27 protein-coding genes are annotated in these 22,678 nt (G+C 36.8%); 10 read left to right on the top strand and 17 right to left on the bottom strand.

Translation table 11 applies throughout. The annotated features are described in order from the left end of the window. Positions 1-53: 53 nt before the first annotated feature. The 3 genes from RUH74_RS15360 to typA are packed head-to-tail and all read right to left on the bottom strand — an operon-like array spanning position 54 to position 2,536. On the bottom strand, positions 54-341 hold the full coding sequence (locus RUH74_RS15360; RefSeq protein WP_313801488.1) for a hypothetical protein: 288 nt from the start codon (positions 339-341) through the stop codon (positions 54-56). Between the two features lie 15 nt (positions 342-356). Continuing rightward, the gene (locus RUH74_RS15355; RefSeq protein ID WP_313801486.1) at positions 357-674 is read right to left on the bottom strand and encodes a YlaH-like family protein; all 318 of its coding nucleotides are present in this window, start codon (positions 672-674) and stop codon (positions 357-359) included. A gap of 23 nt (positions 675-697) precedes the next feature. After that, the gene (typA, locus tag RUH74_RS15350) at positions 698-2,536 is read right to left on the bottom strand and encodes a translational GTPase TypA (protein ID WP_313801484.1); all 1,839 of its coding nucleotides are present in this window, start codon (positions 2,534-2,536) and stop codon (positions 698-700) included. Between the two features lie 207 nt (positions 2,537-2,743). Here typA and RUH74_RS15345 point away from each other — a divergent pair, with 207 nt between their 5' ends. Beyond that, the gene (locus tag RUH74_RS15345) at positions 2,744-2,929 is read left to right on the top strand and encodes a YlaF family protein (protein WP_313801482.1); all 186 of its coding nucleotides are present in this window, start codon (positions 2,744-2,746) and stop codon (positions 2,927-2,929) included. A gap of 64 nt (positions 2,930-2,993) precedes the next feature. Here the strand turns inward: RUH74_RS15345 and RUH74_RS15340 are convergent, their stop codons facing one another. Both RUH74_RS15340 and RUH74_RS15335 read right to left on the bottom strand, forming a co-directional pair. Then, positions 2,994-3,794 carry an inositol monophosphatase family protein gene (locus RUH74_RS15340; protein WP_313801480.1) on the bottom strand — a complete coding sequence of 267 codons (801 nt, stop codon included), beginning with the start codon at positions 3,792-3,794 and terminating at the stop codon, positions 2,994-2,996. 246 nt (positions 3,795-4,040) lie between these two features. Continuing rightward, on the bottom strand, positions 4,041-4,235 hold the full coding sequence (locus tag RUH74_RS15335) for a hypothetical protein (protein ID WP_313801479.1): 195 nt from the start codon (positions 4,233-4,235) through the stop codon (positions 4,041-4,043). A 202-nt stretch (positions 4,236-4,437) separates the two neighbouring features. On the opposite strand from RUH74_RS15335, the gene RUH74_RS15330 reads away from it, so the two are divergent. Continuing rightward, positions 4,438-5,058 carry a YktB family protein gene (locus RUH74_RS15330; RefSeq protein ID WP_313801477.1) on the top strand — a complete coding sequence of 207 codons (621 nt, stop codon included), beginning with the start codon at positions 4,438-4,440 and terminating at the stop codon, positions 5,056-5,058. A 55-nt stretch (positions 5,059-5,113) separates the two neighbouring features. Here RUH74_RS15330 and RUH74_RS15325 read toward each other — a convergent pair whose 3' ends face one another. Then, positions 5,114-5,386 carry a UPF0223 family protein gene (locus RUH74_RS15325; RefSeq protein ID WP_313801475.1) on the bottom strand — a complete coding sequence of 91 codons (273 nt, stop codon included), beginning with the start codon at positions 5,384-5,386 and terminating at the stop codon, positions 5,114-5,116. Between the two features lie 50 nt (positions 5,387-5,436). Beyond that, complete coding sequence (locus RUH74_RS15320; RefSeq protein ID WP_313801473.1) at positions 5,437-6,396, bottom strand: NAD(P)H-dependent flavin oxidoreductase; 960 nt, start codon at positions 6,394-6,396, stop codon at positions 5,437-5,439. 194 nt (positions 6,397-6,590) lie between these two features. Here RUH74_RS15320 and RUH74_RS15315 point away from each other — a divergent pair, with 194 nt between their 5' ends. Continuing rightward, a complete protein-coding gene (locus RUH74_RS15315) occupies positions 6,591-8,060 on the top strand; it encodes an aminotransferase class I/II-fold pyridoxal phosphate-dependent enzyme (protein ID WP_313801471.1) in 1,470 nt (489 codons plus the stop codon). Between the two features lie 71 nt (positions 8,061-8,131). On the opposite strand, the gene RUH74_RS15310 is transcribed toward RUH74_RS15315, so the two are convergent. Both RUH74_RS15310 and RUH74_RS15305 read right to left on the bottom strand, forming a co-directional pair. After that, on the bottom strand, positions 8,132-8,251 hold the full coding sequence (locus tag RUH74_RS15310; RefSeq protein ID WP_082631857.1) for a GapA-binding peptide SR1P: 120 nt from the start codon (positions 8,249-8,251) through the stop codon (positions 8,132-8,134). Between the two features lie 232 nt (positions 8,252-8,483). After that, a complete protein-coding gene (locus RUH74_RS15305) occupies positions 8,484-8,783 on the bottom strand; it encodes a DUF3055 domain-containing protein (RefSeq protein ID WP_313801467.1) in 300 nt (99 codons plus the stop codon). A 158-nt stretch (positions 8,784-8,941) separates the two neighbouring features. Here RUH74_RS15305 and RUH74_RS15300 point away from each other — a divergent pair, with 158 nt between their 5' ends. Both RUH74_RS15300 and RUH74_RS15295 read left to right on the top strand, forming a co-directional pair. Beyond that, positions 8,942-9,376, top strand: a complete 435-nt coding sequence (locus tag RUH74_RS15300; protein ID WP_313801465.1) for a DUF1885 family protein — start codon at positions 8,942-8,944, stop codon at positions 9,374-9,376. A gap of 107 nt (positions 9,377-9,483) precedes the next feature. Then, positions 9,484-9,822 (top strand): hypothetical protein, encoded by a 339-nt coding sequence (locus RUH74_RS15295; RefSeq protein ID WP_313801463.1) that lies wholly within the window; start codon positions 9,484-9,486, stop codon positions 9,820-9,822. 159 nt (positions 9,823-9,981) lie between these two features. On the opposite strand, the gene RUH74_RS15290 is transcribed toward RUH74_RS15295, so the two are convergent. Next, the gene (locus RUH74_RS15290) at positions 9,982-10,233 is read right to left on the bottom strand and encodes a hypothetical protein (protein ID WP_313801498.1); all 252 of its coding nucleotides are present in this window, start codon (positions 10,231-10,233) and stop codon (positions 9,982-9,984) included. A gap of 207 nt (positions 10,234-10,440) precedes the next feature. Here RUH74_RS15290 and RUH74_RS15285 point away from each other — a divergent pair, with 207 nt between their 5' ends. Beyond that, positions 10,441-10,821, top strand: coding sequence for a small peptidoglycan-associated lipoprotein (locus tag RUH74_RS15285; RefSeq protein ID WP_313801461.1), 381 nt, complete (start codon positions 10,441-10,443; stop codon positions 10,819-10,821). 42 nt (positions 10,822-10,863) lie between these two features. Here RUH74_RS15285 and lpdA read toward each other — a convergent pair whose 3' ends face one another. The 5 genes from lpdA to RUH74_RS15260 all read right to left on the bottom strand — a co-directional run bounded on the left by lpdA (position 10,864) and on the right by RUH74_RS15260 (position 16,976). Continuing rightward, positions 10,864-12,273, bottom strand: coding sequence for a dihydrolipoyl dehydrogenase (lpdA, locus tag RUH74_RS15280; RefSeq protein ID WP_313801459.1), 1,410 nt, complete (start codon positions 12,271-12,273; stop codon positions 10,864-10,866). Positions 12,274-12,276: 3 nt separating this feature from the next. Beyond that, entirely contained in the window at positions 12,277-13,581 is a 1,305-nt protein-coding gene (locus RUH74_RS15275; protein WP_313801457.1) for a dihydrolipoamide acetyltransferase family protein, read from the bottom strand. Positions 13,582-13,691: 110 nt separating this feature from the next. Next, positions 13,692-14,669, bottom strand: coding sequence for an alpha-ketoacid dehydrogenase subunit beta (locus RUH74_RS15270; RefSeq protein WP_313801455.1), 978 nt, complete (start codon positions 14,667-14,669; stop codon positions 13,692-13,694). A 3-nt stretch (positions 14,670-14,672) separates the two neighbouring features. Next, a complete protein-coding gene (pdhA, locus tag RUH74_RS15265; RefSeq protein WP_313801453.1) occupies positions 14,673-15,788 on the bottom strand; it encodes a pyruvate dehydrogenase (acetyl-transferring) E1 component subunit alpha in 1,116 nt (371 codons plus the stop codon). A 519-nt stretch (positions 15,789-16,307) separates the two neighbouring features. Beyond that, positions 16,308-16,976: a YkyA family protein gene (locus RUH74_RS15260; protein WP_313801451.1), complete on the bottom strand. Its 669-nt coding sequence runs from the start codon at positions 16,974-16,976 to the stop codon at positions 16,308-16,310. A gap of 385 nt (positions 16,977-17,361) precedes the next feature. On the opposite strand from RUH74_RS15260, the gene RUH74_RS15255 reads away from it, so the two are divergent. Together RUH74_RS15255 and def are read left to right on the top strand one after the other, a co-directional pair. Further along, complete coding sequence (locus RUH74_RS15255) at positions 17,362-17,502, top strand: YjcZ family sporulation protein (RefSeq protein ID WP_313801449.1); 141 nt, start codon at positions 17,362-17,364, stop codon at positions 17,500-17,502. Positions 17,503-17,779: 277 nt separating this feature from the next. Further along, complete coding sequence (gene def / locus RUH74_RS15250) at positions 17,780-18,334, top strand: peptide deformylase (RefSeq protein WP_313801447.1); 555 nt, start codon at positions 17,780-17,782, stop codon at positions 18,332-18,334. A 42-nt stretch (positions 18,335-18,376) separates the two neighbouring features. Here the strand turns inward: def and RUH74_RS15245 are convergent, their stop codons facing one another. Beyond that, on the bottom strand, positions 18,377-19,147 hold the full coding sequence (locus RUH74_RS15245) for a Cof-type HAD-IIB family hydrolase (protein ID WP_313801445.1): 771 nt from the start codon (positions 19,145-19,147) through the stop codon (positions 18,377-18,379). 602 nt (positions 19,148-19,749) lie between these two features. Here RUH74_RS15245 and RUH74_RS15240 point away from each other — a divergent pair. Then, on the top strand, positions 19,750-19,962 hold the full coding sequence (locus tag RUH74_RS15240; RefSeq protein WP_313801443.1) for a DNA-dependent RNA polymerase subunit epsilon: 213 nt from the start codon (positions 19,750-19,752) through the stop codon (positions 19,960-19,962). A 3-nt stretch (positions 19,963-19,965) separates the two neighbouring features. After that, positions 19,966-21,633 carry a ribonuclease J1 gene (gene rnjA / locus RUH74_RS15235; protein ID WP_313801441.1) on the top strand — a complete coding sequence of 556 codons (1,668 nt, stop codon included), beginning with the start codon at positions 19,966-19,968 and terminating at the stop codon, positions 21,631-21,633. 110 nt (positions 21,634-21,743) lie between these two features. Here rnjA and RUH74_RS15230 read toward each other — a convergent pair whose 3' ends face one another. Further along, entirely contained in the window at positions 21,744-22,403 is a 660-nt protein-coding gene (locus RUH74_RS15230) for a potassium channel family protein (protein ID WP_313801439.1), read from the bottom strand. Positions 22,404-22,678: the final 275 nt, after the last annotated feature.

Genomic DNA, 22,678 nt, shown 5'->3' with positions numbered 1-22,678 from the left:
AAAATTTCACCGGCTTTTTCATGTCAGAGGTGGGTTTTGTCCCAGCCCCTTTTTTATAGGGGATAATTCTCATACTTTTCAGGACTCGCATGAATCTGATTTAACATGACTTCAATAAGTTCTCTTGGAAAGCGAGCCTTTTTCCTTTCCCCTGCATGATCATAGTGGACATAGTACATCACTGCATCCGTTTCTATTTCAATATTTGAAAGCTGATGATCATCTGTAAGCATTTCCCAAAACATTTTTTCCGTGTCTGCTGCAGCCGTATCATCAGGTCTTTCATTACAAACTACTTTAATTGTTAACCAATTATATAAAGCATCCTGTAATGAGTTCATATGCAACACTCCATCCTAATATTCTTTCCCCTCAATTTTTTTTGACTGATGAAGGCGGACTTTGTAAATAATTAGGATTAAGGCAGCAACTACTAGACCTTCAGCAATTGGTAAAAAGACTGCAAAAAAGGTTAATATCGTACAACCTAAAATGAGAAAAAGATAAATAATCATTGATTTTGCAATGGGTAATTTTTTTGCAAAACCCAGTTTAAAAACAATAATGCATAATACAACAATTGTTAAATAAAGAAGCCACATTCCCAACGTTGAATTTTCTTGGACTTTGAATAAAGCAGCGAAAAAAGACAGACTTTCACTTACATCTCCCATTTTTTCTCCTCCCCCTTCATTCCTCAGCTCATTTCAGCATATTTTTTCTTCTTCGCCATTCTTTCACGTTCGTTTTTCTCAAGGATTTTTTTACGCAGACGGATGGATTCTGGAGTTACTTCACAATACTCATCTTCATTTAAGTATTCTAAAGCCTCTTCAAGCGTCATGATACGCGGCTTTTTCATTGTAGCTGTTTGATCCTTATTCGCCGAACGAACGTTTGTTGCATGTTTTACTTTTGTAATGTTTACAGTGATGTCATTCTCACGCGTATGCTCGCCGACAATCATCCCTTCATAAATCTCAGTTCCAGCTTCAACGAAGATGATCCCACGATCCTCTACTTGCATAATACCATAAGTTGATGCCTTTCCGCTCTCCATAGATACAAGCACACCTTGACGTCGTCCTCCGACCTGGCCTTGCGCCATAGGCTGGTAGCTGTCAAACGTATGATTGATGATTCCAAATCCGCGAGTCAATGTTAAAAATTCAGTTGTATAACCAATTAATCCACGTGCAGGTACATTAAATACTAAGCGAACCTGACCATTTCCATTATTAATCATATCGAGCATTTCACCTTTACGAGCACCGATTGATTCCATAATTGCTCCTGTATGCTCTTCTGGAACCTCAATTTGAACGCGCTCAACAGGCTCACAACGAACACCATCAATAACCTTAACGATAACCTCAGGCTTTGATACTTGCAGCTCATAGCCTTCACGACGCATGTTTTCAATCAAAATAGAAAGGTGAAGTTCTCCACGGCCGGAAACAATCCATGCGTCTGGCGAATCTGTATTATCTACACGAAGGCTAACATCAGTTTGTAATTGTGCTCGCAGTCTCTCTTCAATTTTCCTGGCTGTTAAATATTTCCCTTCTCTTCCAGCAAATGGACTATTATTAACAAGGAAGGTCATTTGGAGAGTAGGTTCATCAATTCTTAAGATTGGTAATGCATCCTGATGCTCAACAGGACATACAGTTTCACCGACATTAATATCTTCCATTCCGGAAACAGCAATTAAATCCCCAGCATAAGCTTCCTGGATTTCTTGCCGTTTTAGACCGAAGAAGCCAAAGATTTTCGTCACACGGAATTGCTTCACTGTGCCATCTAGCTTCATTAGTGCTACTTGCTGCCCCACTTTCATTGTCCCGCGGAAAACGCGTCCAATGCCGATTCTTCCAACATAATCATTGTAATCAAGTAAAGCAACTTGGAATTGAAGAGGCTCTTCTTTGTTATCAATTGGAGCAGGGATATTATCAATGATCATATCATATAGAGCCTGCATGTTTTCATCTTGTTTCTTAGGGTCTGTGCTTGCAGTACCATTAATAGCAGAAGCATAAACAACTGGAAAATCAAGCTGGTCTTCATTTGCTTCCAATTCAATAAATAAATCAAGAACCTCATCAACTACTTCTTCTGGGCGAGCAAAGTCACGGTCAATCTTATTTACAACAACAATTGGAGTTAAGTTTTGTTCTAATGCTTTCTTTAAAACAAAGCGTGTTTGCGGCATACATCCTTCATAAGCATCGACGACTAATAATACCCCATCAACCATCTTCATGATTCTTTCTACTTCACCGCCAAAGTCAGCATGTCCCGGCGTATCAAGAATGTTAATTCGAGTGTCTTTATATTGAATCGCAGTATTCTTGGCTAAAATGGTAATCCCGCGTTCTCTTTCAATATCGTTTGAATCCATTGCCCGCTCTTCCACATGCTCATTCGAACGGAAAGTTCCGGACTGCTTTAACAGTTGATCTACTAAAGTCGTTTTACCATGATCGACGTGTGCAATAATGGCAATATTACGAATATCTTCTCTTAATTTCAAGGAAGTTCCTCCTACCTGTATTAAACAATTTAGAGCATTTCTGCTTTTCTATCTTCCGTACAACTGAAACATTATACCATAATTAAAGTGGAAACCTAAAAGCTTTTTGTGTAAAATATAAAGCAAAGGCAAAAAATTTTTTATTTACTACGTTTTTCACTGTAATATATATATTTACATACTGCTTCATATGAGGGGGTAAAACTTTTGAAGGATATTAAATGGCCATTATTAGCTTTAGCGATAATCGCAACACTATGCATGATGGGCATCGGAATTGCCGTAGCAGAAGAGAGCATCATTGGGATTCTTGCCGCAATTATTGCCTTAATTGTTGTAATGGGAATAGGTTTCAAAACCAAAAAGAAAATGAGAGAGAATGGGACATTATAATAACAAATAAAATAAGAAAAAGATGACCGGTCTATACAGACGAGTCATCTTTTTATTTGGTTTATTACCATTCCCCCCCATTTAGATAATTTTTCAATACTTCTTGATGCAGATCCGGTTTAGAAATAAATAATGAGTTCTTTTCCATAAGATTGATCGGCTCTCCTTTTAATGTTGTAGCCACTCCCCCAAGCTCCTCAACTAATATGATTCCAGCCGCAATATCCCAAGGAGCTAGCCTTAATGAAATATAGGCATCCATTCGTCCCGATGCAATATAGGCCATTTCTATTGCTGCAGAACCGTATGAGCGTGTTCCTCGTGCATGCTTTACTAGTGGTGCTAAAAGAAGCGGATTAATTCGTTTATTCTCAGTCACCCATGTTGCATTTATTCCGATAATTGCTTCATTCACTTGAACTCCCTGTAAAGGCGGGAGATGTAGATCATTAAGATAAACCCCATTTCCCTTAATGGTATGATATAGCTCGTCATGAACAACATCATAAATTAAACCAACTTGACCAATGCCATCTTCATATATACCTATTGAAATAGCAAAGTTTCTTTGCTGATGGATAAAATTCATCGTTCCATCAATTGGATCTATAATCCAGACAATTCCATTTAAATCACTTATTTGGTCTCCAAACCCTTCCTCCCCAAGGATTTTATGATCTGGATAGAACTCCTTTATTTTTTTTATAAAGAACTTTTCCGTACTTTTATCAATATCCGTTACTAGATCATTCGCGTTTGATTTTGCTTCAATAGTTAGTGTTTTGCTAAACGACTGCTTAATCCTATGTCCAGCTTCCATTATCCAAGACTTGGCGTTCCGATCTATCTCTTTCCACATATTCATCCGATTCCCTCCGAACTGTTTTTGCAAAAATTGTTTCATTGTGACAGACGAATGTTTGCAAAAATCATTTATGAAATAACAATAGCTTAAATGAAATAGATAATTGCTTCAAGCATTATCCTCTCCTGCCAGACAAAATAATAAACGAACCCCTAATTCCTTGTAGGAGTCCGTTTTTATTGGTTAAGTCGTATTTCATTATACATGTTTCTCAATCTTTCTCCTTTAGCATGATTAAAGCATTCGTTATAAAGCTTTCAGCCTTAACAATTCCTGTCTGATTCTTTCCAGTCTTTGTTTACTTTGTGTTTTCATTTTTTCATCCTGAGTATTCATCGCCTCAAATAATGTAGCTAGTTCATAGTCCATTTCCAGACGTAAAACTGCCGTTCTTTCTTTTTCACCAGGACTATTCTTGACTGAGTTTATAAGTTGTTTCATTGATCTTACACCCCTTCCAAATAACCTAAGTTTTTATTTCTTCTGATTATTTTTACTATTATATTATGAGGATTCTTGTTTACTTGCAACAAATTTGTGCGATTACCTATTTTTACATAAAAATTTGTAGATAAGCATGAGGATTACTGTTTTTTTGTAAGTATGCTACAATATTTGACAGAGTTTGAAGGAGGTTTTCTACATGGCATTTACTGGGTTTACAAATACAGACTTTCAGGTCTTTACAATTGAAGGTTTAGAAGAACGAATGGATGCACTGAAATCGCACATTAGACCAAAACTTGAGGAATTAGGTCAATATTTTTCACCAATGCTTACTGCTGATACTGGTGATGAAATGTTTACACATGTTGCAAAACATGCAAGAAGAACAAAAAATCCGCCAAATGATACATGGGTGGCTTTCGCTAATAATCCAAGAGGTTATAAAATGCTCCCTCATTTTCAAATTGGTTTATGGGAAACTCACGTTTTTATTTGGTTTGCGCTCATATATGAGGCTCCGCATAAAGAAAAATTCGGAAAAACTTTAGAAGCAAACGCATCTAACATTTTTGAACAAACACCAGACCACTTTGTTTGGTCAATTGATCACACAAAACCAACTGCTCTTCTTCATAGTGAGTTAACGAAGAAAGAGTTAAAGGACATGTTTATTCGTCTACAAAAGATTAAAAAGGCAGAAATCCTTTGTGGAATAAACCTTCCAAAGGACGAAGCTATTAAGATGGCACCTGAAGAATTTCTTGCTACAGCTGAATCTGTATTTAAGGAATTAATACCTCTTTATAAAATGGCGTAAACCAATAATTTCTTTTTCTAATAAAACCTCCTGATTGGAGGTTTTATTATTTTCTTTATTTCATTTTTATTTTTTTTCCTGATTCAGTTTCTTTGACAGCATTGACCGTTCGGTAGGATGAAAATCCGCTTACCTCTTCAAATTCGTCACAAATTTTTCGTTCTTGAGCTTTTCCTGGCACAATTTCCTTGAATCTTCGATAGGCCTCAAGAAAAAGATCCCGATCCACACCTTTGCTATAAGCTTCTTCGACTTTTTGGAAGTATTGGATGACATCAATTACCTCATCTGTCGTCCAATCTGCTTCAATTGGATATTGATATTCCATTATAGGACCCCCTTATGTATACTCATGTTGGTTTTTCCTTATATAACTATTTATAAAGCCCACTTTTTACGTATTTTTTCCCCCTCTGAAATCATTCGATCAAATAGTTCTTGAACGGTTGGAACATCCTTAATTAATCCCATCACTTGTCCAGCCCATGCATAGCCTTCATTTTCTTTTCCCTCATAAATATACTTTTTGTTAGCATCCCCACTTATATAATCTTTTAATTGCTCATAGCCACCATCAGCCCTTTCAATATTAAGGATCTTATCAGTCCATTCATTAGCTATCACTCTTGCTGGCGCACCGATCGAACGTTTAATCACTGCAGTATCACTTTCACTTCCCTCGACAAGTCTTGTTTTATATAATTCAGATGCGTGGACGCATTCCTTTGTAGCAACAAACCTTGTTCCCATCTCTATTCCTTCTGCTCCCAAGCATAATGCAGCAAGCAATCCTCTTCCATCACCTATTCCCCCAGAAGCAATGACAGGTATCGAGACTGCATCAACCACCTGTGGGATTAAGACGATTGAACCAATATCATCCCTTCCTAAATGTCCACCTCCCTCTTGTCCAACAACCATTACTGCATCTGCTCCAAGCTCCTCTGCTTTCACAGCCTGCCTTTTCGCAGCGACAAGAACAAGTTTTTTCACATTTACTCCCTTTAATTGCTCAAAGATAGGTGTTGGGTTCCCACCTGTCATTGAAATAACAGGCACTTCTTCTTCAATAGCTACATCAAGATAATGTGAAAAAGGTCTCCCATGCTGCCCAATTGCAAAATTCACACCGAATGGCTTATCCGTCATTTGTTTTACTTTATGTATTTCTTCCCTTAATGCTTCAGGGCTTTCCAGCGACATCGCAGTGACCTGGCCTAAACCCCCGGCATTGGATACAGCGGCAGCTAAATCAGAATAAGCTAGGTGAGCTAATCCTCCCTGGATTATGGGATAGTTTATTTTTAATAAATCCGTTATACGAGTGTTCCAAGTCATGAATAAGACCTCCTTATCCTCCTACCTTCATTATTAATTCTATTTTAATGTTATATTTTCCTGTTTTCATCACAAAACTATAATAATTATTGAAGAAGTTTTTGTGACAATATTTCTTTCTATGCAAAGAAAATGAATAATGCTATAATTCATTTGTTTTATTACTTTTCCACTTAAAGAGGTGTTAGTTTAAATTGTCTCAATTAGAAACACCGTTATTCAGCGGTTTATTAGCACATGCGCAAAAAAATCCAGTCCAATTTCACATTCCCGGCCATAAGAAAGGAAATGGGATGGATCCGGAATTCAGAGCATATATCGGCGATAACGCTTTAGCCATTGACCTCATCAATATTGGTCCACTTGATGATTTACATCAACCAAAAGGCATCATTAAATCAGCACAGGATCTGGCAGCTGAGGCTTTTGGTGCAGATCGAACATTCTTTTCTGTTCAAGGAACAAGCGGGGCAATTATGACAATGGTTATGGCTGTTTGCGGACCAGGTGAAAAAATAATTGTTCCGCGAAATGTCCATAAATCTGTTATGTCTGCAATTGTTTTTTCAGGTGCAACACCAATTTTTATTCATCCAGAAATTGATAAAGACCTTGGTATTTCACATGGGATTACAACGGATTCTGTCGCAAAAGCACTTGAGCAGCACCCAGATGCGAAGGGAGTACTCGTAATTAATCCAACCTATTTTGGTATTTCTGCTGATTTGAAAAAAATAGTTGAGATTGCACATTCTTATCAAGTTCCAGTCCTTGTTGATGAGGCGCACGGGGTACATATTCATTTTCACGATGATTTGCCCTTATCCGCCATGCAGGCAGGCGCAGATTTAGCAGCAACTAGTGTTCATAAGCTAGGAGGATCCATGACCCAAAGCTCCATTTTAAATATGAAAGGAAATCTTGTTTCTTCTAAAAGAGTGCAATCCATTCTAAGTATGCTAACGACGACTTCTACTTCATATTTATTATTAGCTTCTTTGGATGTTGCTAGAAAACAATTAGCTATTAACGGAAAGGAGCTGATCGATCGGACGATATCACTTGCTCAGTCCATTCGTCAACAAGTAAATGAAATCGAACATCTATATTGTGTTGGTGAAGAAATCTTGGAATCTAAGGCTGCCTTTGATTATGACCCGACGAAATTAATCATTTCTGTAAAAGAGCTTGGGTTAAGCGGCTTTGATGTCGAACTTTGGCTTCGCGAAAAATACAATATTGAAGTTGAAATGTCAGATTTATACAATATCCTTTGTATCATCACACCTGGCGACACGGAGAAAGAGGCAGATATACTAGTTCAAGCCTTAAAAGAATTATCAACAGAGAGACATAGTAAACCAAAGACAATTGAAGCTCAAGTATTGCTTCCTGATATACCCGTACTTGCCCTTTCTCCAAGAGATGCGTTTTATGCTGAGACAGAACTTGTCCCTTTTGATGAATCTGAAGGGAGAATTATCGCAGAATTTATTATGGTTTATCCTCCAGGTATTCCGATATTTATCCCAGGAGAAATTATAACAAAGGATAATTTATTGTACATCAAAACTAATATGGAAGCAGGACTTCCTGTTCAAGGACCAGAGGATTATGATTTTAAATACTTGCGGGTAATTAAAGAACACCGAGCAATAAAATAAAGAAAGAGCCTTCCGATTTTGTTGGAGGGCTCTTTTTATTGTGGTATGAAGGATGATTATTAATCTCAAATTTATTTATTCTTTTTTTTATCATCATTACAGCAATTACACTTTGAATACAAAACTGTTACTTTTTCATCCTCGAAGTGATCAATTGTTGAATTACAAGTTTGGCATACAAGTGTGCCCATCTTCCATTCCCCTTTTCAATGAGTTATCACATAAATGATTGTAAGCGTTTTAATAACCTTAAAACAATAATAATATAACATTATTGTTTTTTCAAGCCCTAATTGTATAACTCATTGAAAGAAAATAATGGCAAACTCTTTAGTACCAGTCAAATACAGCGATTAAATAGTATAACACATACTATCTAAAAACAGTCAGCAGACGAATAGGTTGTTATTTAATATGGAGGCTTTATTCATATTGAGTCTCAAAAGAAGGGCTTGGAAGAACGATTTTAAAGAATTCACTTAAATCTTCTGCTTGGTGATGAGTATCCATTTTAAAGACTTTTTGTAAGTAAGCCTTGTCTTCGAGGTCCTTTGGGTCGAGGAGAGTGGAGCGGCCAGTTTGCATACATACAACAAGAGGTTTTCCAAAAAAAAGATTTGTAAATACAATCCCGAAGTCATATCTAGCTTGATCGGTTGTAAAACCAACAAAACGAACTTTCACATCTTCAATTTCATCATATAGCTTCTCAAATAGGTTCATATTTTTCCTTCTTTTATTTTAAATATTTAGAATATTATTATAATTACTTTTTTAAATAATTACAAGTATTTTTTATTATTCAACAGATTAAGTTGTCAGAAGTTTTTAATCAATGCTAGAATGAAAGGGAGAGTAAACAAAATTTGGGGGGATGGATAGTGGCGAGTCATGCATATATAAAGCTCGTGCCTTCATCAGCAAAAGAATCGGTTACAACTGATGACATAAAAGATTTATTTCATTATTTCAAAGAAATTACTGCGAAAACTGGCAATCAGGTTGCTTGGAATTATAATGAGGCTGCTTTTCCATATGAAATGAAAGAAATGCCTGATGGAAAAGGCAAATGGTTTTTCCTAAAATCAGACAAGGATCGATACAACATTATTTTACTTGGCGTGGATAAAGAAACTGTCATAAATGAAGATGGATCAGAGCAAGAACAGTCATACATACAGTTCACTCTCCCAGAATCTTCCACATTCGGAGACAAGGGCAAGGCTAATGAGTTTTGCAGATTTTTGGCAAAGAAACTACAAGGAGAATTACATTTATTTAATGGACGCGTGATGTATTTTTATCCTAGAAAGTAGGATCGAACCGTGTAAGTTAAAAAAACTCTTAACAAATATAGAAGGACGGCTTTTCCGCTGTTCTTCTATTTTAATCTATTCAAGCAATAATGCAATGAGGTGAATACATGTTAAAGCAAAGATTAATCATAATAGGGATACTAAGCTTTGGAATTACGCTACTATCTCCCTTTATTTTTTACTCATATTTTGAAACACAGCCAAAAATATTGATACAACAACTATCCTTTGGGGGACCCTTCCCTTTTGCTCAACAAACGGTAACTCTTCCTAATGGGGAAGATTTATACCCGCTAGAGGTAAAGTTTGAATCGCCATTTGAGAAGAAGACTGCATTAAACATAACTCCTTTTTTCTTTTCCTTTGTTTGCTTTTTCTTATTTATTTTTGCGCTTTATAGTATCATCGCGAGATTTTTCAACGGAAAGCCTATTAAAGAGCCGTAATAAGGCTCTTTTTTGAGTAAAAAATCAATGATCGGTCTGATTAATTAAGCAATCCTTTATGTACGAAGTAATAATCAGCGTAGGGGAAATGAAGCAGACCGGCATTTACTTTCTTGATTGTGAGCAGATGCTCATGAATCTTAATTGCGTTAAAAGGTCCTATCCATTAATTACAGCCATAGTAAAATGGAAGGACGCATACAAAGTTAAGCTTAACGATGTTACAAATAACGTCTTTTTTATAGATTTCATAATTGTATTTCCAATAATAATAGCAATATAAAAAAAGACAAAGAACATCAATACTTTATATAAAAGCTGATCATATCTTGATAACCATTCAATAAAGGTATATCCGCTCCAAATAATGATTTGCAGAAGCAGCGCAGTATAAACCCTCAACCATCTCACCACCAAAAATGTCAATATCTCATTTCCAAAAATGTGCTTGTATATGTAATATATGTAGAAAAGGAATATCTTATTTTTCATTTCTGTAACATTTAAGTGACAAGGGCTATTTGATATTTTTCATATGATAAAATAATCATAATTTGTCTAAAACAAATGAGAAATTATTCATTTTATTTATATAACAAGCAAGGTGGGGAATGGAATATGAAAGGGATGCCATTATTACTATTCATTGCTTCTCTTCTTTTTATAGCCTCCTCATGTAACCATGTTGATTCTAAAGAAGACTTAACTATCGATCAAAATATTAAACAACTCATTTTTTTCACGGATGACCAAGCATATGAACATGAAGTTACTTATTATGATGCGATTATTGAGCTAAAGAAAGAATTTCCAATCGACATAAAAAACATGAAGATCATTACAGCAGCAAACGCAAAAAAATACTATGATCAATTTGATATTGATGGCTGTCCTGCTATCCTCCTCGTATATAATGATAAAATTCTTGTAAAGGTAAAAGGAGAGGCAACTAAAGAACAAATTGTTAAGCCGCTCTATTCAGCCTTAAAAAACAAATAAACAGCTCCAGAGACTGAAGGCTTTCGTCTCTGGAGCTGTTATTTATTTTACGATATGAATGGGCGTTCCTAGTGCAACCTCTGCTGCCTCCATGGAGATTTCACCTAGTGTTGGGTGTGCATGGATGGTCATTGCTAAATCTTCTGCAGTCATGCCAGATTCAATCGCCAAACCTAATTCGGCAATCATATCTGACGCATTAGCACCTGCAATTTGTGCACCAATTATTAACCCATCTTCTTTTCTAGTAACGAGCTTAACGAAGCCATCAGTTGCATCTAAAGCAAGTGCGCGGCCGTTTGCAGCAAATGGGAATTTCGCAGCCGTTACCTCAATGCCTTCTTCTTTTGCCTGACTTTCTGTATAGCCTACAGAAGCTAGTTCAGGATCTGAGAAGACGACTGCTGGAATAGCTAAATAGTCAATTTCTGAATGATGTCCAGAAATAGCCTCAGCAGCGATCTTTCCTTCATACGAAGCCTTATGTGCTAATTGAGGACCTTGAACGATATCGCCTATTGCAAAAATATTACTTATATTTGTACGGCATTGTTTATCAATCTCAATGATGCCTCGATCGCTCATTTTAATACCTACTTGCTCTAATCCCAATTCATCTGTATTAGGACGACGACCCACCATGACAAATACATAATCAGCTTCGACTGTTATTTCTTCGCCTTTTACTTCATATTTTACTTTAACGCCATTTTCATTTTCTTCGACACCTTTTGCAAGTGCCTTCGTAACGATTTCAGCGCCTTTTTTCTTTAGTTTACGTTTTACAAGTGAAGTCATTTGCTTCTCGAAGCCAACAAGAATATCATCCGCACCTTCTAAGATGGTTACCTCTGATCCAAAACTTGCATAAGCACCGCCCAATTCTATCCCGATTACACCGCCGCCAATAACAACGATTTTTTTCGGTATTTCTTGTAGTGCCAATGCACCTGTAGAATCAAGGACACGCTTACTATATTTAAATGCTGGGAGTTCAATTGGTCTAGAGCCTGTTGCAATAATTGCATGCTTAAATGTATAGGTTTGAGCTGAATTTTCATCCATTACACGAAGTGTATTTGCATCTACAAAATAAGCTTCTCCACGAACAATCTCTACTTTATTACCTTTTAAAAGGCCTTCGACACCACCAGTAAGTTTTTTCACTACCCCTGCTTTAAACTCTTGTACCTTTGTAAAATCTACTTTTACATTTTCCGCAATAATACCCATCGATTCAGAATGAGCAGCATGTTCATAACGGTGACCTGCAGAAATAAGTGCCTTTGATGGAATACAGCCTACATTTAAGCAAACTCCACCTAAGTTTGCTTTTTCAATTATTGTCACTTTTTGCCCCAACTGTGCAGCACGAATGGCTGCTACATATCCCCCAGGACCTGAACCGATGACAATTGTATCTGTTTCAATTGGAAAATCTCCTACTACCATTTTTTACGCCTCCATTAACAATAGTTCAGGATCGTTTAGTAAACGTTTAATATGATTCAATGCATTTTGAGCAGTTGCTCCATCAATTATACGATGATCGAAGCTTAAAGATAAAGCAAGAACTGGTGCTGCAACAATTTCGCCATCTTTTACTACCGGTTTTTCGGCGATTCGGCCAATTCCTAATATCGCTACTTCAGGATGATTGATTAATGGGGTAAACCATTGTCCACCAGCTGAACCAATGTTTGTAATTGTACATGAAGCACCCTTCATCTCGTCTGGTGCAAGCTTGCCTTCACGTGCTTTTGTAGCAAGATCATTTATTTCATTGGAAATGGCAAACGTAGATTTACGATCTGCATCTTTAACAACAGGCACTAATAATCCTTTATCTGTATCTGCTGCGATTCCAATATTGTAATAGTGTTTTTGAATAATTTCACTTGTTTCATCATCAATCGATGTATTTAAAGTTGGGAATTCACGCAAGGCACTAGTTAACGCTTTTACAACATATGGTAGGAATGTTAGCTTAATTCCTTTGCTTGCTGCTACTTCTTTGAACTTCTTACGATGAGCAACAAGCTTTGTTACGTCGACTTCATCCATTAATGTAACATGTGGTGCAGTCTGCTTAGATTTAACCATTGCTTTCGCAATTGCTTTCCTTATGCCACTCATTTTCTCGCGTGTTTCAGGGTACTGCCCTTGTGGAATTGCTATTGAAGCTTGCGGTGATTTTGATTCCTGTGGTGCAGCTGCTTCTTGTTCAGGAGCTTCTTGAGATTTACCTACAGCATCACCATTTAGGAACGAATCGATATCCGCTTTAACCACACGGCCATTTTTGCCACTCCCTGCAACCTGATGAATGTCAACACCATGATCTCTTGCATACTTTCGAACAGACGGCATAGCGATAACTCGGCGATTAGAATCCACTTCAGCAAGTGCTGTCTCCTGCTTTTCTGCTTCCGGCTGTTGTGTCTCTTGCTGGCTTGCTACTGAAGCAGTCTCTTCCCTTGTAGGTTCTTCTTCGTCACCTTTAAACTTCAAATTTTCATATCCTGGCGCATCAAAAGTGATAAGCACTTGTCCTACTGTTGCAACCGTTCCTTCTCCTACCTTAATTTCTTCGACGGTTCCAGCTACTGGGGAAGGAATTTCAACAACAGCTTTATCATTTTGCACTTCACATAGTACGTCATCCTCTTGAACTTTATCGCCAGATTTTACAAACCATTTAACGATTTCACCTTCATGTATACCTTCACCAATGTCAGGTAATTTAAATTCAAATGACACTTGGAATCAACCTCCTACTTTGCTAGATGTGAGAGATCAGATGTCAGAATAGAGGAAATCGGCAAATTAGCCGATTTCTGCCCTATTTCTAATTCCGACTATTTATTCTATTAGAAATTTAGAACCTTTTTACTTGTTTCGATAATATCCTTGTAATTCGGCAGCCAAACTGTTTCAGCTTGAGGGAAAGCAAACACCGTATCTGGAGCTGCCACTCGTAAAACAGGCGCCTCAAGACTAAGAATAGCACGATCATTGATCTCTGCAACCACGTTCGCAGCAATTCCAGCTTGCTTTTGTGCTTCTTGTACAACGATCGCACGTCCTGTTTTTTCTACAGAAGCAATAATGGTTTCGATGTCTATTGGAGAAACCGTGCGTAAATCAATTACTTCAGCAGAAAACCCTTCCTTCTCAAGCTCTTCTGCTGCTTTTAGTGATTCATGCACCATTGCACCGTAAGTAATAATTGATAAATCCTTGCCTTCTCGCTTAATGTCCGCTTTCCCTAATGGAATCGTATATTCCTCTTCCGGTACCTCTTGACGGAAAGAACGATATAGCTTCATGTGCTCCAAGTAAATCACTGGATCATTATCACGAATAGCAGATATCAATAATCCCTTTGCATCATATGGAGTGGACGGGATAACTACTTTTAACCCAGGCTGTTGAGCCATCAATCCTTCTAAGCTATCTGCATGCATTTCTGGGGTATGTACGCCCCCACCAAATGGTGATCGAATTGTAACTGGAGAATTATAGCGTCCGCCTGAACGATAGCGCATACGTGCAAGCTGTCCTGAAATAGAATCCATCACCTCATATACAAATCCAAAGAATTGGATTTCCGGAACAGGACGGTAGCCTTGTAAACCAAGCCCAACTGCTAATCCGCCGATTCCTGATTCAGCTAACGGAGTATCAAATACTCGCTCTTCGCCAAACTCATTTTGAAGACCTTCAGTCGCACGGAATACACCACCGTTTACGCCTACGTCTTCACCGAATACTAATACATTCGGATCATTTCGCAATTCTGTGCGTAATGCATCAGTAATTGCTTGAATCATTGTCATCTGCGCCATGGCTTACTTCGACTCCTTTGCTTTATAAATTTCGTATTGTTCTTTTAAGTTATAAGGCATCTCTTCGTGCATAATAGAAATTAAATCCGTTACTTTTTGCTTTGGTGTATCATCTGCCTGTTTAATGGCAACTTTAATATCTTCTTTTGCTTTTTCGATAATTTCATTTTCCATTTCTTCGTTCCAAAGTCCTTTTTCTTCTAGGAATTTTCGGAATCGAACAAGCGGATCCTTTCTCTCCCACTCATTATCAAGATCAGCTGTTCGATAACGAGTCGGATCATCGCCAGCCATTGTATGTGGACCATAACGATAAGTAAGTGTTTCAATTAGTGTTGGACCTTCTCCATTTATAGCACGCTCTCGAGCTTCACGAACCGCAACATAAACAGCAAGCGGATCCATTCCATCTACTTGAATACCAGGTATTCCCGCTGCAACTGCTTTTTGTGCAAGTGTTTTAGCCGCGGATTGTTTGCTGACAGGTGTTGAAATGGCGAAGCGATTATTTTGGACAATAAAGATTGCAGGAGCATTAAATGCGCCAGCAAAGTTAATTCCTTCATAGAAATCACCTTGTGACGTTCCACCATCCCCTGTATAAGTAATTGCAACCGATTGTTTTCCGCGTTTCTTCATTCCAAGTGCCACACCAGCAGTTTGAATGTATTGAGCACCAATAATAATCTGTGGAGCAATGACATTTACTCCCTCAGGAATATTTCCACCTTCGTAATGACCGCGCGACCATAAGAAAGCTTGTGATAATGGCAACCCATGCCAAATCATTTGAGGCACATCACGGTAGCCTGGTAAAATAAAATCTTCTTTCTCCAAAGCAAATTGTGAGGCTAATTGTGATGCCTCTTGTCCCGCAGTTGGTGCATAAAAGCCAAGTCTACCTTGTCTATTTAATGAAATGGAGCGTTGATCAAGGATGCGAGTATACACCATACGACGCATCAATTCTTGAAGCTGCTCATTACTTAAGTCAGGCATTGCTGATTCATTTACGACTTTGCCTTCTTCATTTAGGATTTGTAGTGTCTGGAATTGTTCTTCTACTTTTTCGAGCTGTTTTTTTCCATCGAATTGTAAATTCTTTGTTTTAGAAGCCATTGGAATCACCCTTTCCTTTCTTTCAAAAGACGTTATCATTTGGAGTTTTCATACACAGATTCTAGGTTGCCCAAAATGAAGGTAAATTAGAAAACACTTAAAGAAAATACCTTTCATTACTATTCTCTCAATACATCATTAACTAGCTTTTATTCTTCCTTAATAAACGTCTATATTTATATTTCCATTATCATCATATTCTGTATTACTATTTTTTGCAACTAAATTGATACACATTTTCTTAATGTTTCATATTATTCGCATAAAATAAATACGCTGTCACACCATAAGGTAATAGTTTATCAACATTATCACATTTATAAAAGGAACCGGCATTTTTAAAACTGTATTATTAAGTATGTATATCTGTTCTATAAAAATCAAAAAACACTGTATGTGTTATAACACATTGATAGAAAAATAGTAATCATCATTATTTTCAAATAATATATTTTCATTACTAACAAAGATAGAAAAAACAAAAAAGTCTGCATCTTTAAGATGAAGACTAGGATAAATTTAATGTTTTGAATCAACCTTTAAGCCAGACTCTTTATAGAAGGATAATTTCGATTCATTGTACTCTTTTGTTTTTTCATTAAAATCTTCATTCTTTTTCAAAATTTCCGCATAGGTTTCATTAATTTTAGTAATCTGATCATCCAGCTGTTCTAATTGAAGGTCTTCATTTTTAAACATTAGATACAGCTCTTTATCTAGTTTTACCCCTTCAAGATATTTTTGATATAACGCGTCATGAATTTCGTATCGTTCAGTCATCGTGTCAAATAAGTTTTGTGCCTTTTCTTTCAATGCATCTTCTTCTATTTCATTTATTAACTGCTGCACTTTATTAAACTCTTTCTGTGAGGCGGCAATGCTCTCCTGCTCCTTATTCATATGATCCTTCCGTTTATCAACAATGTCTATCGCCTGATCTGAAAGACGAATTATTTCATCGAATTCTTTCATTCCTATAGAAATAATTTTATCGTAAATTTCCTTTTCCTGTTTTTCTAACTTAACAAGCGGCTCCTGCTGTTCTTTAAAAATATTTTCAGTGGATACAACATTTTCTAGAACATCATACATTTTTTCAACTGGTGTTGATGTACTAAAACAAGCTGATAATAAAAAGCTCCCCATGACAATGACGAAAAATAGACAGCTTTTGCGAGAAATTGACACACTTTAACCTCCTTATACTAAAAGCGGTAGCGTCTTGAACAGGGGCGACATGTATATAACAAACCTGCAGGAAGGAGATCTTTACCCTTCTTTACGGATGGGCTTATGACCTCAATCCCTTTGGCCTGCAGCTAGATATGACTAAATACAACCTTTACTATATAGGTTGTAGCTATTATTAGCAATCATCTCTTTATTCTAGCACCATCTAAGTGACTTAATAGACTTGTCCTATTTTACTATTTTATTCTATATACTTTTCATTTATGACTTAGGCATGGGCCTACACATAAAAAATTCATTACACATAGGCTATATTAATCGTCCGATTATAAACAAAACACATATGGACGATAATCTATAACACTTAGGGAGGTTATCCTTCATGTACGGATATGGCGGATACGGTTATGGCTGTTGCTATCCAAGTTATGGTGGTTACGGTGCAGGATTTGGCAGAGGATTTGCATTAATTGTCGTCTTGTTCATTTTACTCATCATTGTTGGCTGTTCTTGTTGGTGTTAAAAAAAGCGGTAGCGCCTTAATCATCGCCATACAACCGCAAAATGGCCGATACTTTGCTAAAGGAAACAGGGTGAGAGATAGCGAACCGAAGTTAACTTATCGTAGGGAAGGAACCTGAAGATTGTTAGGCGATAGGCGCTTGAGCAAGACAAATAATTTATGGAGAAGGTGCTATTACATGCCTTCTCTTTTTATTAACATTTGTCAAACACTTTGGTAGACTATTATAACAAGTTGCATTGAAATTTGATGACAAATTTTCACAGGAGTGATTTTTATGATAACGATGGAGAATATTATTCGCGATGGTCATCCTGCGCTTAGAAAAATAGCAAAGGAAGTTTCCATTCCCCCTTCAGATGAAGACAAACAAATATTAGAAAGTATGATGGAGTATATTAAAAATAGCCAGGACCCCGAAATTGCGAAAAAATATGGGTTACGTTCTGGAATCGGCTTAGCTGCGCCTCAAATTAATGTTTCAAAACGGATGATTGCCATACATGTACACGATGAAAAAGGCGTATTACATAGCTATGCACTTTTGAACCCTAAAATTGTCAGCCATTCAGTAGAAAAGTCTTATCTTACTTCCGGGGAAGGATGTCTTTCTGTTGACGAATCCATCCCAGGCTATGTTCCCCGATATGCACGCATCACCGTCAAAGGCACAACCCTAGAAGGGAACGAGATTAAATTAAGAGCTAAAGGAATTTTGGCAATTGTGTTTCAGCATGAAATAGACCACCTAAATGGAGTAATGTTCTATGATCATATTGATCAGCAAAACCCATTGAAACCAATTGAAAATGGACTCCCTATAGAAAGGTAATAAAAGCATGAACCATTTTGGTTCATGCTCTCTTTGTTTATCTTAGATTAGCTTTAGTTTTTTTAATGCATTCCATATCCCATCATCGTCGACTGAAGTCGTTGTGACATCAGCTGCCATTTTTACTTGTTCAGCAGCATTTCCCATAGCTACTCCAGTACCAACCGTTTGCAGCATTTCAATATCATTCAAACCATCCCCAAAGGCATATACATCTTTCATATTAAATCCAAGACGTTCAGCCATGAGCTTAGTTCCCTCCGCTTTTGACCCCCCTGCCGGTAAAACATCCGTAGAAAACCGATGCCATCGTACAAAACGCGAATTAGGAAAATTCATCTCATAAAGCGCATCATTTTGCTCTTCACAAAATATTAACGATTGAAATACTTCATTATTTCTGTAATAATTTTCATCCACATTTGGATAAGGGAATTTCAGACCTTTAATGCATAAATCGATATACTCATTATCCGCGACAGACGCCATCATTACTTTTTCATCCATAAATACCATTGGATGGTTTCTTTCCATTGAGTGCGCATATAAATTTTCTAATTCTTGAGTATCTAATGGATTTTTATAGATCACTTCGTTTTCAAAAACTACATACTGGCCATTAAAACTGACATAAGAATCAATATCCAGCTCTTTTCTCAACTTTTCAAACATAAACGGTGCACGACCCGTTGCAATAGCTACAAACACCCCATTCTCTTTCAACTTCACTAAAGCTTCTTTTGTCAAACGGGGCAATTGCTTGTTCCGATCGAGCAGCGTCCCATCTATATCAAAAAATGCAATTTTTTTCATTCTCATTCATTCCTTTCTAGGCATAGCTTTTCCTTCAATTCCTTAATCCGATATTCTTTCGTTTCCCGTAATACACTAACCTCTTGAGAAAAAAATGTCAATTAACGAAAACTTCTATTATATAATTCATTTTCACTCATGAATCTTTCCCATTTGAACAAAATAGTTAATAATCTTTGTTTCACCAAAATAATCTTTTATTACCCACGAGAGATACATCCTTATCAGCATACAATAATAAAAAAAGGGATTTTTAGAGCTTTTCGCATGTAAAATCCTCGATTCACTTTACATTGGACAAGGATCGTATAAAATAGTATGTAAGGAGATGATCGACAATGTTAAAGAAGCTCAGAAAAAAGCTTTTAAAACAATGGAGAGATATGCTTCGAAAAAAAACAATTGCCTAAATCATTTTTGAGCCCTTCAAATTTGTGAAGGGCTCCTTGTTTATAGAATGAAGCTAGACAGTAACCTTTTTTTCATTCATACTTACAACGTTATTATCTTGGTTATTTTATCTTTAATAAGAAAAAACATGAAAAACATGTTAATTTTTTATATAATAGAAAAAGTTATATCGGATTAAGGAGAGATAGTTGATGATTTTCAAAGTTTATTTTCAAGAGTCCATTAAACAAGTACCCGTTCGCGAAAAAACACAGACGATTTATGTTGAAGGGGATACTGAAAGAGATGTTCGGCTAAAATTAAAAAACGAACCGTACAATATTGAGTTCATTACCGCACTTGAAGGAGCATTCTTAGAATATGAAAAACAAAACGAAGACTTTAAAGTATTGGAGATCGGATAAATTATGAAATTTGTAAAAAATGACCAAACAGCTGTTTTCGCCTTAGGAGGACTTGGTGAAATCGGCAAAAATACGTATGCTGTTCAATTTCAGGATGAAATCATCTTAATTGATGCAGGGATAAAATTCCCTGAAGATGAGCTTCTTGGAATTGACTACGTCATACCCGACTATACTTATTTAGTAAAAAATGAAGAAAAAATTAAGGGGCTTTTCATCACTCATGGACATGAGGACCATATTGGCGGAATTCCCTATTTATTAAGAGAAGTAAACATTCCTGTTTATGGGGGAAAACTTGCTCTTGGTTTGTTAAAAAACAAATTAGAAGAGCATGGATTACTTAGACAAACGAAGATGCATGAAATTAAGGAAGAGGATGTTATTAAATTCAGGAAAACGTCTGTTACCTTCTTCCGTACAACGCATAGTATCCCGGATTCTTACGGGATTGTTGTAAAGACTCCTCCAGGACAAATTGTTCATACTGGTGACTTTAAGTTTGACTTCACACCTGTTGGAGAGCCCGCAAATTTAACAAAAATGGCAGAGATAGGGAAAGAGGGAGTTCTTTGTCTATTATCTGATAGCACGAATAGCGAAATTCCTGAATTCACGATGTCAGAACGCCGCGTAGGGGAAAGTATTCACGATATATTCCGCAAGGTGGAAGGAAGAGTGATCTTCGCTACCTTTGCATCAAATATTCATAGACTTCAACAAGTAACGGAGGCAGCTGTTCTAAATGGAAGAAAGATTGCTGTTTTCGGCAGGAGCATGGAAGCTGCGATTAATATTGGTCAAGAATTAGGATATATAAATGCACCGAAGGATACCTTCATCGATGCCCAGCAAATTAATCGTTTGCCAGCTAATCGTGTAACGATTCTATGTACAGGTAGCCAAGGTGAACCAATGGCAGCCCTATCACGCATTGCAAATGGCACTCATCGCCAAATTCAAATTATTCCTGGGGATACGGTTGTATTTTCATCCTCCCCAATCCCTGGCAACACGATTAGCGTGAGTAGAACGATTGATAGTCTTGCACGTGCTGGCGCTGAAGTAATATACGGAAAATTGAGTGATATCCACACATCAGGTCATGGCGGCCAAGAAGAGCAGAAGCTAATGCTCCGTTTAATTAAACCAAAATTCTTCATGCCTATACACGGTGAATACCGTATGCAAAAAATGCATGCAAAATTAGCAGTGGATTGTGGTGTACTAGAAGAAAACTGTTTTATCATGGATAATGGTGAAGTGCTTGCGTTAAGTGAAGATACGGCTCAAATTGCAGGAAAAATCCCTTCTGGCTCTGTCTATATTGACGGAAGCGGGATTGGCGATATTGGGAATATTGTATTAAGAGACCGTCGTATTCTTTCTGAAGAAGGCTTAGTGGTAGTTGTTGTTAGTATTAATATGAAGGATTTCAAAATTGCTGCAGGGCCTGATTTAATTTCTCGGGGCTTTGTTTATATGAGAGAATCTGGAGATTTGATTAATGACGCCCAATCACTTATTAGTAAGCATTTAAACAAAGTAATGGAACGCAAGACAACACAATGGTCAGAAATTAAAAATGAAATTACTGACACACTAGCTCCATTCCTTTACGAAAAAACAAAACGCCGTCCAATGATTTTACCAATCATTATGGAAGTGTGATAAAGAAAAAAGCTGTAGTTCACAAGAGAACTACAGCTTTTTTGTCTAGCTCCATCGGAGAAATAATACGCTCGTTCACCCATCCGAAAAAAAACCTCGCATATCTTAAATTAAACCATTACTTTTTTTTCAAATCTGTTAATATCCACATCCGCACCAATAACGATAAGAATGTCATTCACCTGAATTCTTTCATGGGCCTTTGGCGAAACAATAATTTCATTTTTCCTTTTGATGGCTACGATATTAATCCCATATTTTGCACGAATATCTAAATCAATCAAAGAATAACCAGCTAACTTTTGATTTGCAACGATCTCAACAATACTATGTTCATCAGACAATTCCAGATAATCAAGAACATTATTAGAAACAATACTATGCGCAATTCTCTTTCCCATATCACGCTCAGGATGTACTACATGATCGGCTCCAATCTTTCTTAACACTTTTTCATGATAATCGTTCTGTGCTTTTACAGTAATTTTATTTACGCCTAATTCCTTTAATATTAAAGTGGTTAAGATACTTGCTTGGATATTGTCACCGATCGCTACAATCACATGATCAAAGTTCCGAATACCTAAGCTTTTAACAACTGATTCATCAGTCGTATCACCAACGACAGCGTGAGTTGCAATCATAGAGAATTCGTTGACCCTGTCTTCGTTCATATCAATTGCCATAACTTCTAATCCTTCTTCAGCTAAAGCACGACAAATACTTCCCCCAAATCGTCCAAGACCAATTACTGCAAATTCTTTTCTCACACGTATTCCTCCAACTTAGTTTCATTAATCATATTAACTTATTGTAGCACAATCATTAAAATAGAAAAGCCTATAAAAGAAATGTGAATTGGCATTGTACTTTAGAATGTAAGACAAAACTTTTTATATGTACAAAAAAGAGTATGTTTTGATATAAACTAATTCAAAACATACTCCTTTCTAAGCTGAGGTATTGGGTTAAAAAAAGCAACGTATGATTGCTAAATTATTGCTTTTAGTAGGAGAGCATACTCTTTTTTCAATCAACAAGGCAA

It is taken from the genome of Cytobacillus sp. (genome assembly GCF_032154635.1).
Classification (GTDB): Bacteria; Bacillota; Bacilli; order Bacillales; family Cytobacillaceae; genus Cytobacillus.
This window is presented reverse-complemented; position numbering and strand designations above follow the sequence as displayed.

Bases quoted from the DNA above. Each gene is read 5' to 3' on its own strand.
- RUH74_RS15360 (WP_313801488.1), bottom strand. From the start codon at position 341: ATGAACTCATTACAGGATGCTTTATATAATTGGTTAACAATTAAAGTA.
- RUH74_RS15355 (WP_313801486.1), bottom strand. From the start codon at position 674: ATGGGAGATGTAAGTGAAAGTCTGTCTTTTTTCGCTGCTTTATTCAAA.
- RUH74_RS15340 (WP_313801480.1), bottom strand. From the start codon at position 3,794: ATGAATATGTGGAAAGAGATAGATCGGAACGCCAAGTCTTGGATAATG.
- RUH74_RS15335 (WP_313801479.1), bottom strand. From the start codon at position 4,235: ATGAAACAACTTATAAACTCAGTCAAGAATAGTCCTGGTGAAAAAGAA.
- RUH74_RS15330 (WP_313801477.1), top strand. From the start codon at position 4,438: ATGGCATTTACTGGGTTTACAAATACAGACTTTCAGGTCTTTACAATT.
- RUH74_RS15325 (WP_313801475.1), bottom strand. From the start codon at position 5,386: ATGGAATATCAATATCCAATTGAAGCAGATTGGACGACAGATGAGGTA.
- RUH74_RS15320 (WP_313801473.1), bottom strand. From the start codon at position 6,396: ATGACTTGGAACACTCGTATAACGGATTTATTAAAAATAAACTATCCC.
- RUH74_RS15310 (WP_082631857.1), bottom strand. From the start codon at position 8,251: ATGGGCACACTTGTATGCCAAACTTGTAATTCAACAATTGATCACTTC.
- RUH74_RS15305 (WP_313801467.1), bottom strand. From the start codon at position 8,783: ATGAACCTATTTGAGAAGCTATATGATGAAATTGAAGATGTGAAAGTT.
- RUH74_RS15295 (WP_313801463.1), top strand. From the start codon at position 9,484: ATGTTAAAGCAAAGATTAATCATAATAGGGATACTAAGCTTTGGAATT.
- RUH74_RS15285 (WP_313801461.1), top strand. From the start codon at position 10,441: ATGAAAGGGATGCCATTATTACTATTCATTGCTTCTCTTCTTTTTATA.
- lpdA (WP_313801459.1), bottom strand. From the start codon at position 12,273: ATGGTAGTAGGAGATTTTCCAATTGAAACAGATACAATTGTCATCGGT.
- RUH74_RS15270 (WP_313801455.1), bottom strand. From the start codon at position 14,669: ATGGCGCAGATGACAATGATTCAAGCAATTACTGATGCATTACGCACA.
- pdhA (WP_313801453.1), bottom strand. From the start codon at position 15,788: ATGGCTTCTAAAACAAAGAATTTACAATTCGATGGAAAAAAACAGCTC.
- RUH74_RS15255 (WP_313801449.1), top strand. From the start codon at position 17,362: ATGTACGGATATGGCGGATACGGTTATGGCTGTTGCTATCCAAGTTAT.
- def (WP_313801447.1), top strand. From the start codon at position 17,780: ATGATAACGATGGAGAATATTATTCGCGATGGTCATCCTGCGCTTAGA.
- RUH74_RS15245 (WP_313801445.1), bottom strand. From the start codon at position 19,147: ATGAAAAAAATTGCATTTTTTGATATAGATGGGACGCTGCTCGATCGG.
- RUH74_RS15240 (WP_313801443.1), top strand. From the start codon at position 19,750: ATGATTTTCAAAGTTTATTTTCAAGAGTCCATTAAACAAGTACCCGTT.
- rnjA (WP_313801441.1), top strand. From the start codon at position 19,966: ATGAAATTTGTAAAAAATGACCAAACAGCTGTTTTCGCCTTAGGAGGA.